8 protein-coding genes and 1 pseudogene are annotated in these 11,097 nt (G+C 47.4%); 6 read left to right on the plus strand and 3 right to left on the minus strand.

Features of this window, described 5'->3' with window-relative positions:
* Positions 1–92 precede the first annotated feature (92 nt).
* Entirely contained in the window at positions 93–476 is a 384-nt protein-coding gene (locus K2Q13_RS09040) for a VOC family protein (protein WP_292920737.1), read from the plus strand.
* A 7-nt stretch (positions 477–483) separates the two neighbouring features.
* On the opposite strand, the gene K2Q13_RS09045 is transcribed toward K2Q13_RS09040, so the two are convergent.
* On the minus strand, positions 484–1,269 hold the full coding sequence (locus K2Q13_RS09045) for a M48 family metallopeptidase (protein WP_292920738.1): 786 nt from the start codon (positions 1,267–1,269) through the stop codon (positions 484–486).
* 179 nt (positions 1,270–1,448) lie between these two features.
* Here K2Q13_RS09045 and K2Q13_RS09050 point away from each other — a divergent pair, with 179 nt between their 5' ends.
* The 4 genes from K2Q13_RS09050 (at position 1,449) to holA (ending at position 6,204) form a co-directional block, all read left to right on the plus strand.
* Positions 1,449–1,655, plus strand: a complete 207-nt coding sequence (locus K2Q13_RS09050; protein ID WP_292920739.1) for a dodecin — start codon at positions 1,449–1,451, stop codon at positions 1,653–1,655.
* A gap of 230 nt (positions 1,656–1,885) precedes the next feature.
* Positions 1,886–4,591: a leucine--tRNA ligase gene (gene leuS, locus K2Q13_RS09055; protein ID WP_292920740.1), complete on the plus strand. Its 2,706-nt coding sequence runs from the start codon at positions 1,886–1,888 to the stop codon at positions 4,589–4,591.
* Positions 4,592–4,611: 20 nt separating this feature from the next.
* Complete coding sequence (gene lptE, locus K2Q13_RS09060; RefSeq protein WP_292920741.1) at positions 4,612–5,136, plus strand: LPS assembly lipoprotein LptE; 525 nt, start codon at positions 4,612–4,614, stop codon at positions 5,134–5,136.
* Positions 5,137–5,169: 33 nt separating this feature from the next.
* Entirely contained in the window at positions 5,170–6,204 is a 1,035-nt protein-coding gene (gene holA, locus K2Q13_RS09065) for a DNA polymerase III subunit delta (RefSeq protein WP_292920742.1), read from the plus strand.
* A gap of 198 nt (positions 6,205–6,402) precedes the next feature.
* Here the strand turns inward: holA and K2Q13_RS09070 are convergent, their stop codons facing one another.
* On the minus strand, positions 6,403–6,576 hold the full coding sequence (locus tag K2Q13_RS09070) for a hypothetical protein (protein ID WP_292920743.1): 174 nt from the start codon (positions 6,574–6,576) through the stop codon (positions 6,403–6,405).
* A gap of 218 nt (positions 6,577–6,794) precedes the next feature.
* Positions 6,795–10,505 carry a methionine synthase gene (gene metH / locus K2Q13_RS09075; protein WP_292920744.1) on the minus strand — a complete coding sequence of 1,237 codons (3,711 nt, stop codon included), beginning with the start codon at positions 10,503–10,505 and terminating at the stop codon, positions 6,795–6,797.
* Between the two features lie 381 nt (positions 10,506–10,886).
* Between metH and K2Q13_RS09080 the strand changes: the two are divergent.
* A pseudogene (locus tag K2Q13_RS09080) lies at positions 10,887–11,097 on the plus strand (IS5/IS1182 family transposase); the annotation flags it as partial.

Here is an 11,097-nt window from a genome sequence, read left to right on the forward strand (position 1 = left end):
GTTCTCATTCAATTGGTTAATTCACTACACAGCGAATTATTTTATTACGCACGATATAATCTAAGTTTATAGTTACAAAGGATAACTACAAAATGGCTATCGCAGGCATGAATCATTTCACGGTATTAAGTAGTAACTTAGAAAGAAGCAAGGCTTTTTACATCGATATCTTGGGGCTTAAAGAAGGTTATCGCCCACCTCTTGCATCTCCGGGTGCATGGCTTTATGTTGGGGATCGATCGATACTGCACATCATGGCGGGCAGACCTATGCCCGCCAATGCTGCTGGCGTCATCGATCACATGGCATTCACCGCATCCAATCTGCAAGCCGTAGTTAACACTTTAAAACAATATAATATCGAGTATGAATTGCACCGCCTCAAAGGATTGGAAATCTGGCAATTATTCTGTCATGACCCAGACGGTGCAAAAGTTGAACTGGATTTCCCAGCGGATGAATCAGAGCCTGGATAATAAGCTGTTATTTTTTACAATTGGGATTCTTGCCGGCTGCACGTGCTTGCTGCATCATCTTGCTGGCCTTAGGTAGGAGCGCCCGTAAATCATCAATTCGGGTTTCATGGGACGGATGAGTCGACAGAAACTCTGCCGGTTGTTCCCCTTTGCTGGCCTGCGCCATTTTCTGCCATAATGTAATGCTTTCCGCAGGATTAAATCCAGCCTTTGCCATTAATTCGATACCAATCTCATCGGCTTCACTTTCATGCAAGCGACTAAACGGCATAATCAAGCCATATTGTGTGCCGACTCCAAGCAAGCCTAATGCGGTTTGTCCCATGGGAGTAGTCGGTGCAGCGACCGCTGCGATAATGGACATTCCCATTTGCGCCCCTAATTTCTGCGACATCCGTTCATTACTGTGTTTCGCCATCACATGACCAATCTCATGACCGATCACGGAAGCTAACTGATCTTGATTATCGACAAGATCAACCAGCCCAGTATGGACGCCAATTTTATTTCCCGGCAAAGCAAATGCATTCAGCGTATCGTCTTCAAACACCACCACTTCCCAATCTCCACCAACTTCACGAGTAATAGCATTTGCAACGCAACGCACAAACTGATTTTCTCGCGTATTCTGGTTAATTGATTTTTCATTCTTCATCGTTGTAAATGCCTGCAACCCCATCGCATCAAGCTCACTGTCAGGCATGAAAGCCAGTTGGCTTCTCCCCGTGGGCGTGGTCGCGCAAGCCGCGAGTAAAATGAAAATGAATAGAATTAGTAATAATCTGAACTTCATAATTAATATTCTCCGTACGTTGGATCAGCGGAATTTCATCTCATTCTGACCATGATACAACTTGTGAAACACAAGGGTATGTAAATACTTTTGGTTAATAATGAACACAAAGACTAATGCAGTGGATAACCAAGAATATGATATAACTCAGTTCTTAACAATAGCATAGGGGATCCAAAGTGAACGATCATATTTATAAAATCATTGAAATTGTTGGCTCATCAACCAAAAGCAGCGATGATGCCATTCAGCTAGCGGTTGCGAAAGCTGGCAAAAGCGTACGTAATCTGGATTGGTTTGAAGTAGTGGAAACACGCGGGCATATCGTTGATGGCAAAGTTGCACACTATCAAGTGAAGCTTAAAATTGGCTTTCGTTTGGACTAACCCTGTTGATTAGGACAGTTGGGGGGTATTCAACAATGTAAGCGATCTTAGAATATTGAGGCAGTGCATTTAGGGTGAAACTCTAACGGGGGGTTATTGTGCTAAAAAGAATCCCGTATAGGACCAACCGAATATCACTGCTATCAACAAGAGCCAATAATAGACACAATTCATCTAAATACTTCACGCTATAATTAGCTATCTTAAGTAAAAGTAAAAACTCCACGTCCATGCAAGAAAAATATCACCCCCAGGAAATCGAAAAGAACGCGCAGCAATATTGGGAGCAAACATCCGCATTCAAAGCAATCGAAATTCCTGAGAAACCTAAATACTACTGTTTGTCGATGTTTCCCTATCCCTCCGGCAAGTTGCATATGGGGCATGTACGAAATTACACCATCGGTGACGTATTGTCCCGATACCGCCGTATGCAGGGCTTCAACGTATTGCAACCGATGGGCTGGGACGCGTTCGGTCTTCCTGCAGAAAATGCTGCGATGCAAAATAATGTTTCTCCTGCTAAATGGACTTACGACAACATTGCCTACATGCGCAAGCAATTGAAAAGCCTGGGGCTGAGTATTGATTGGGAGCGCGAGATTGCTACCTGTGACCCGAGCTATTATCACTGGAACCAGTGGCTGTTTCTGCGTATGCTGGAGCAGGGACTGGCGTATCAGACTACCGGCACGGTCAATTGGGACCCGGTTGATCAAACAGTGCTGGCCAATGAGCAAGTGATTGATGGTTGCGGTTGGCGCACTGGGGCTCCGGTGGAAAAACGCGAAATTCCGATGTATTACCTAAAGATCACTCAATATGCGGACGAACTGCTTACCGCTCTGGATACCCTGACCGGCTGGCCGGAACGAGTCAAGACCATGCAGGCCAACTGGATCGGCAAAAGCTACGGTGTTGACATCATCTTCCCCGCCGATACCGAATCTGGTACGCCGCAAGACTTGAAAGTATTCACTACTCGCGCGGATACACTGATGGGTGCCACCTACGTGGCAGTCGCTGCTGAACACCCTATTGCTCTGCATGCCGCCCAACACAATCCATCGCTGCAAGCTTTTATTCAAGAATGCAAACTCGGCTCAGCCAAGGAAGCCGATCTGGCTACTCAAGAGAAAAAAGGCATGGATACTGGGTTATTCGTGATTCATCCCCTCAACAATCAAAAACTACCTGTGTGGGTTGCCAATTACGTGTTGATGGGATATGGCGAAGGCGCGGTGATGGCGGTTCCTGCACATGATGAACGTGATTTTGAGTTTGCAAAAAAATATGGACTACCAATTAAGCAAGTAATCACAAAAGGTCGAGAAGATGGCTTCGGTGATGGAAGTAGGTATGGGGGTGGAACAGGCTCTGGGGCTGGATCGGGAGATGGTAGTGGCAGTTGTGACAGTGGAGTTGATATCCCTTTTTCTATCTCTCAATGGCAAGCATGGTATGGGAACAAAGCAATTGGTATTTGTATTAATTCAGGTAAATACGATGGCCTTGGCTATAATGCTGCAGTCGATGCTATTGCTAACGATCTTGAAGCTAAAGGCCTCGGCAATAAGCGCATGCAGTATCGCTTGCGCGATTGGGGCATTTCACGCCAGCGATACTGGGGTTGTCCGATTCCGCTGATTCATTGTGCCGATTGCGGCGTGGTACCGGTACCGGATGATCAATTACCGGTCGTGCTGCCGCAGAATCTGGTACCCGATGGTTCGGGCAATCCGCTGGCAAAGACTCCATCTTTTTACCAATGCACCTGTCCCAAATGCAGCAAACCCGCGCGCCGGGAAACCGACACCATGGATACATTTGTCGATTCATCCTGGTATTACGCACGTTATGCTTGCCCGGATCAACACCAGGCAATGACTGACGAGCGCGTTAATTACTGGCTGCCGGCCGATCAATACATTGGCGGCATTGAGCACGCTATTTTGCATTTACTGTATTCGCGCTTCTGGAGCAAAGTCATGCGCGATCTGCGCTTATTGGCTGTGGACGAGCCGTTTGCCAATCTGCTGACGCAAGGCATGGTGCTGAATGAAATTTTTTATCGCAAAACCGGCGGAGGGCGGATTCTCTATTACAATCCTTCCGAAGTTCAGATTCAGTATGACGAGCAAGGCAAACGCTGCAGCGCAATTTTACTGGCGGATAACCAATCGGTTGAATCGGGCGGTATCGGCACCATGTCGAAATCCAAGAATAATGGCGTTGATCCGCAAAACCTGGTGCAAGAATATGGTGCCGATACTGCCCGCCTGTTCATGATGTTCGCCAGCCCACCGACACAAACATTAGAATGGGCCGATGCTGGTGTCGATGGCGCTTACCGTTTTCTCAAACGTTTATGGCGGCAGGTTTATCTCCATCTCCAGCTTGGTGTAATCAAGATTGATCCCGCATTACACCAGACGCTGCCCTCGGAACTCAAAGCCCTGCGTCGCCAACTACACCAAACTATCGCCAAAGTAACGGATGATCTGGAACGTCGTCACACGTTCAATACCGCCATTGCTGCTGTAATGGAGCTTATGAATAGCCTGGCAAAATGTCAGGACAACGATCCTACCAGCCGTAACCTGATGCAGGAAGCTCTGGAGAATATTGTGCTGCTGCTTTCCCCGATTGTTCCACATATCTGCCATGAGCTTTGGCATGAACTCAAGCCGGGAACCGAGCTTTTTGCTCAACCCTGGCCACAAGCAGATGACGCTGCAATGGTACAAGACGAAATCAGACTCATTGTGCAGGTTAATGGCAAGCTACGTGGACAAATCTGTGTTGCCAAAGATGCCGAAAAAGAAGCGATGGAGAAAGCCGCTTTGACTGATGAGCAGATACAAAAATTTACCGCAGGACAAACTATTAAAAAAATCATTGTTGTGCCCGGAAAATTGGTTAATATCGTCGTATAAATAATTTGCATCCTTAGCTCATGATAAACATACATAAACAGCATCTACTTATTCTAATTATTCTGATCATCGTGGTCTTATTGACAGCCTGCGGTTTTAAGTTACGCGGACAAGCTGCTGTGCTACCGTTCAAAACCATGTATGTCACCGCACCGGATGGACATACGATCGGCATAGAAATGGAGCGCATGATCAAAGCCACGCCAACAACCCGTCTAGTTGACAGCACCGCAGAAGCCGAAGCAACGCTGGATATTATCAGCGCAGTTAATGAAAGAGCTATTTTGTCTTTGTCTGGTGGCGGTCGCGTACGGGATTTTAATTTGATTTACCGGGTGAACTATCGTGTACTGGATAACAGAGGCATTGAAATTATGCCAAATACTGAAATATCCTTAACCCGCGTTCTGCCGTTTCTGGATGCACAAATCCTTGCCAAAGAATCGGAAGAAAGATTGTTGGCAAAAGACATGCAATCCGATGCCATTCAACAAATCCTGTGGCGTTTGTCAACGATTAAGTTTCCTGCCGAAAGCACGCAGTAAAGCCGTAATCGTTTCAGGTAATACCCCATCACCATGCGTATAAAACTCGATCAATTATCGCAATCCCTGCAAAAGCAAACCGCACCGCTGTACACCCTATTTGGCAATGAGCCGTTGCTGATTTTAGAGGCTGCAGACTTAATCCGCACTCATGCGCAGCAGCATGGATATACCGAACGCGAACTGTTCGCTGTGGATCAGTACTTCGATTGGTCTGATCTGCTGAATGCCGGTAATAACCTGTCTTTGTTTGGTGATCGCAAAATTATGGATATCCGCATTCCCTCCGGCAAGCCCGGCAAGGAAGGCGGCAAAGCAATCGAGAACTATTGCAGTGCATTGCCTCCCGATACGCTCTCCCTCCTCACACTACCTCGGATCGATAAGCAAGGACAAGCAACAAGGTGGTTCAAAACACTTGAGGCTACCGGCGTTCTAGTCCAAGTCTATACCATCGAACGCAACCAATTACCTGAATGGATCGGTCAACGTCTTGGTAGACAACAACAAAAAACTGATTCTGCTACGTTGCAATTTTTAGCAAATCAAGTTGAAGGCAACCTGCTCGCCGCACATCAGGAGATTCAGAAACTTGCGTTACTCTACCCCAGCGGCAGCCTAACTTTCGAGCAAGTAAAAGATGCCGTGCTGAATGTGGCGCGTTATGATGCATTTCAATTATCAGACGCCATGATCAATGCAGATGCCGCACGCTTTATTCGTATCCTGACTGGTTTGCAAGATGAAGGCACTGCCCCACTGCTGATTCTCGCCACTCTGACTGAACAAATACGACAGCTGATTACTATTCGCAAGGGCCTCGACACGGGTCAATCTCTCACACAGTTACTACAGATCACCAGAATTTGGGGCGACCGGCAGAAATCAGCACAAGCTGCGGTCAAACGCATCAGCCTGCAAGCGCTAATGCAGAGTTTATCCGATGCCGCGAAAATAGACCGGATGATTAAAGGGGTTGCGCGAGGGGATGTCTGGAATGAATTGTTGCAATTGGGATTGCGACTCACAATTCATGAAGATATAAATTTCGTGAACGTTGCAAAGTAACCTTGCTCCTATTTCAACCTATTACAGGTTAGTAGCAAAACTCCAAACGGGGAAAAGCCGCCATACTCTCAACCATGAGCCATCGCATACTGTAGAGTTTAGCGAGTAAGATACTATCACACCCGCCCTGCTCGCCTGAACAAAAATCCGAACAAGACAAGCAGGTGGTAATTCAGAATTTTCCTACTAGCTTCCCTGTCACTCGGCCTTAATCTTCTTTTCCTTTGTGACAGGATTCCGCAGCTCATAGCCTTCTTCCTTAGCCTTGTAGCCGCCATATGCACCGGCGCCACCTACTGCAAGCAGCCAACATCCAGACATCAGCGGGATCACGAGCAAAGTTACCAAGCAGCGCATCAATTTTAATTTCATTATAATCTCCAAGAAATTTATTAAAATCTAAAATACAAATTGTCATCGTAAACTTAACTATTAATCAGGCATATACCCAATCTAATCTCAACTATATCTTATAAGATATTTGGAGTACAAGAAAATGTCGATTGGAAAGCACCCGCTAATGACATGCCCGATAAAAGTACTGACACTGATACGTGCCATTATTATCGATAAAGAACAGAATCATGTGCTTATCTCTCATATGCTAGTACCGGAGCAAGCCACCGTTCAGCTTCTTCTACCGTCCAGGCTTTCCGTTTGGCATAGTCCTCCACCTGGTCTTTGCCGATCTTTCCAACCGCAAAGAACGTTGAGTCAGGATGCGCGAAATAGAAACCAGATACGGCAGCAGTCGGAACCATGGCAAAAGATTCAGTAATAATGATACCGGCGTTCGCGGTTGCACTTAATGTCGCAAACAACGCACCCTTTTCTGTGTGATCCGGACAGGCGGGGTAGCCAGGTGCGGGACGGATACCGCGATATTCTTCGTTGATCAGTTGCGCGTTGGTTAGAGTCTCATCTTTGGCATAACCCCAGAATTCGCGCCGTACCCGTGCATGCATATGCTCAGCAAACGCTTCCGCCAGACGATCCGCCAATGCTTTGAGTACAATCGCACTGTAATCATCATTGGCATCTTCAAAGGCCCTGACACGCTCGTCAATACCAAATCCAGCGCCTACAGCAAACAGACCAATCGTATCTTGAATTCCTGATTCTTTGGGGGCGATAAAATCGGACAAACATCGATTCGGCTTGCCCGATGGCTTCTGATCTTGTTGTCGCAAACAATGATAAGTCATGGCAAGCTTATTGCGTGACGAATCAGTGTAAATTTCGATGTCGTCGTCGACAGAATTGGCCGGAAATAAACCAATTACTGCGTTGGCGCTCAACCATTTTTGTTCGATTATTTTCTTCAGCATCGTTTGTGCATCGCGAAATAGCTGGCTTGCTGTTTCTCCAACCACCTCATCCTGCAGGATATTCGGATAACGTCCGGCAAGCTCCCACGCCTGAAAGAACGGTGTCCAGTCGATATACGGTACAATTTTTTCCAGTGGATAATTATTCAGCGTACGGATACCGATCAGTTCCGGCTGATAGGACTGGTAATTTGTCCAGTCAGTCTTGAAGGCATTGGCACGCGCTTCAGTGAGTGTTAACAGTTTCGCTGGGCCTTTCTTGTTTTTGTGCTGGGTGCGCACTTTCTCGTATTCATTTTTTATTTCTTGCACATAATTTGTCCGCAAATCCTGTGATAACAAATTACTGCACACACCCACTGCGCGGCTGGCATCTGGCACCCAAACGGTTGGGCCTTCATAGTGTGGTGCAATTTTGACCGCAGTATGCACTCGCGACGTCGTTGCGCCACCGATCAGCAACGGAATGGTGAATCCCTCGCGTTGCATTTCCTTAGCGACATGTGCCATTTCTTCCAAAGAAGGCGTAATCAAGCCGGACAAACCAATGATGTCGGCATTCTCGCGCCGCGCCATGTCAAGAATTTGCGCGCTGGGCACCATCACACCCATGTTGATCACTTCATAGTTATTACACTGTAAAACCACGGTAACGATATTCTTACCAATATCATGCACGTCGCCTTTGACAGTAGCGATAACGATTTTCCCTTTAGGCTTATTGTCCCCCGATAATTTCTTTTCGGCTTCGATGAAAGGCAACAAGTGTGCCACCGCCTGCTTCATCACCCTCGCCGATTTGACCACCTGCGGCAAAAACATCTTGCCAGCGCCAAATAAATCGCCAACCACGCCCATGCCTTCCATCAGCGGCCCTTCGATTACCTGGATCGGGCGGCCGCCCTGTTTATCGATTTCTAAACGCGCGGCTTCGGTATCTTCCACAATATAGGTGGAAATACCCCTAACCAGTGCATGCGTCAAACGCTGTTGTAGGGGCTCATCACGCCACGCCAGATCTTCAATCTGTTCTTTCTTCTTGCCTTTAAAGTTCTCCGCGAATTCAACCAAGCGCTCGGTTGCATCCTCACGCCGGTTGAGAATGACATCTTCTACCTTTTCCAGCAGTTCCGCTGGAATATCCGAGTACACCCCCAATTGCCCGGCGTTGACAATACCCATTGTCATACCGGCCTTGATCGCGTGATACAGAAAAGCGGTGTGAATCGCTTCGCGAATCGGCTCATTGCCGCGAAAGGAGAACGAGACATTGGAAACTCCGCCGCTTATTTTGGCGTAAGGCAGCGTCTGCTTGATGCGGTGTGTCGCTTCGATGAAATCGACGCCGTAGTTATTATGTTCTTCAATTCCCGTCGCAATAGCGAAAATATTCGGATCAAAAATGATGTCTTCGGGTGGGAAACCAATCTTATCGACCAGCAGACGATAACTGCGGGTGCAAATCTCCACCTTGCGCTGCAAAGTATCGGCCTGGCCCTGCTCATCAAATGCCATCACAATCACCGCTGCGCCATAACGGCGCGCCAATTTGGCATGATGAAAAAACTCTGCTTCACCTTCTTTCATGCTGATCGAATTGATCACCGGTTTTCCTTGCACGCATTTCAAACCGGCTTCAATTACTGTCCACTTGCTGGAATCGAGCATGATCGGCACTTTGCAGATATCCGGTTCAGCCGCCAACAGATTCAGAAAAGTCACCATGGCTTTCTGCGAATCCAGCATGGCTTCGTCCATATTGATATCAATAATCTGCGCGCCATTTTCCACTTGACTGCGCGCCACGTTCAACGCTTCCGCGTAATCATCGTTGAGGATCAAACGAGCAAATGCTCTGGAACCGGTGACATTGGTGCGTTCACCGACATTGACAAATAATGAATCATCGCCGATGTTCAGCGGTTCCAGGCCGGACAAACGCAATTTTTTCTGGATTTCGGGTACCTCGCGTGGCGCGATATCCACAACCGCTTGCGCGATAGCCTTGATATGCGCCGGTGTAGTACCGCAACAACCGCCAACAATATTGACAAAGCCCGCTTCCGCAAAGCCCTTAATCTGGTTCGCGGTGTATTCCGGCGATTCATCGTAACCTGTTTCAGATAGAGGATTAGGCAAACCGGCATTGGGATGCACGCTGGTATACACATCCGCCACACCCGCCAATTCTTCAATATACGGGCGCATCAATTCCGCACCGAGGGCGCAATTGATACCCACCGATAACGGCCGGGTATGGCTGATCGAGTTCCAGAAAGCCTCCGGAGTCTGCCCTGACAGCGTGCGCCCGGATGCATCGGTGATGGTAACCGAGATCATGATCGGCAGCCGTATATCATGATCGACAAAGTACTGATCGATAGCAAACAGCGCCGCTTTCGCGTTAAGTGAATCGAAAATAGTTTCAACCAGCAGAATATCAGCCCCGCCGTCAACCAACCCGCGAATCGACTCGGTATAATCAGCCACCAATTGATCAAATGTAATGCCGCGAAACCCCGGGTCGTTGACATCGGGAGAAATGGACGCGGTTTTGGTGGTGGGGCCAAGCACACCAGCAACAAAACGCGGCTTGTCCGGGGTTTTATCTTCATAAACCTGTGTCGCCTCACACGCCAATCTTGCCGCAGCAACATTCAGCTCATACACCACATCCTGCAAGTGATAATCAGCCATCGAAGCCGCAGTGGAATTAAACGTATTGGTTTCGATAATATCCGCGCCTGCTTCCAGATATCCACTATGAATCGAACGAATAATATCCGGCTGAGTCAATGTCAACAAATCATTGTTTCCTTTCAGATCATGCGGAAAATCAGCAAAACGCTGTCCGCGGAAATCTTCCTCGGAGAGCTTGAAAGTCTGGATCATCGTCCCCATCGCACCATCCAGAATCAGGATGCGTTGATTGAACAAACTTTCCAATAAGGCAGTGCGGGAATCTCTATTCATTATTTGACATGCTACAAAAAGATCGAATTCGCTATTATATCGTAGATCGTTCGGAGGATAAGCAAAGCACCCTACACTGGCGTTATGCGAGCAGCGCTAATGGATTTTGCGTGCCGCTACGGAATTAAATATCGGCTTGACGCAAACAAATCCCAATGGTCTGTTAAAGTTGAACAATCTGGTTCAGCCTTTGGCACACTTGAGCAAATAGTGCCTCATTCAAAACACCCAAAGGATGAGGTTTGGCATCGCGTACACGCCAGTCTAATGATTTTGGCTGATGGCATAATACATAGCTGAGAACTTTGCGCGGTTAGAGTCATTTTCAGGTGCGGATGATGATATAATAATGTTTTAAATCATATTGTTGAGTTAATTGATATGAGTTTTTCAGAGTTTTATGTCACCCGCCGTACCCGCAAAGCAAACTTTCTCAACCAAATCGATTCCCTGATTGATTGGGAACCGATAGAAAAAGCAATCGCTGAACATTATGCCCCCACATATGATGCCGCAGGCCGTCCTGCCTATCCCGGGCTGCTATTGTTCAAAATGCTGCTGGCAGGAATCTGGCACGGTGGACTCAGTGATG

Source organism: Nitrosomonas sp., from assembly GCF_019752095.1.
Classification (GTDB): domain Bacteria; phylum Pseudomonadota; class Gammaproteobacteria; order Burkholderiales; family Nitrosomonadaceae; genus Nitrosomonas.

What these genes read in the sequence shown, in the direction of transcription:
- leuS (WP_292920740.1), top strand. Translation starts at nt 1,886, where the DNA reads ATGCAAGAAAAATATCACCCCCAGGAAATCGAAAAGAACGCGCAGCAA.
- K2Q13_RS09070 (WP_292920743.1), bottom strand. Translation starts at nt 6,576, where the DNA reads ATGAAATTAAAATTGATGCGCTGCTTGGTAACTTTGCTCGTGATCCCG.
- metH (WP_292920744.1), bottom strand. Translation starts at nt 10,505, where the DNA reads ATGAATAGAGATTCCCGCACTGCCTTATTGGAAAGTTTGTTCAATCAA.
- lptE (WP_292920741.1), top strand. Translation starts at nt 4,612, where the DNA reads ATGATAAACATACATAAACAGCATCTACTTATTCTAATTATTCTGATC.
- holA (WP_292920742.1), top strand. Translation starts at nt 5,170, where the DNA reads ATGCGTATAAAACTCGATCAATTATCGCAATCCCTGCAAAAGCAAACC.
- K2Q13_RS09040 (WP_292920737.1), top strand. Translation starts at nt 93, where the DNA reads ATGGCTATCGCAGGCATGAATCATTTCACGGTATTAAGTAGTAACTTA.
- K2Q13_RS09045 (WP_292920738.1), bottom strand. Translation starts at nt 1,269, where the DNA reads ATGAAGTTCAGATTATTACTAATTCTATTCATTTTCATTTTACTCGCG.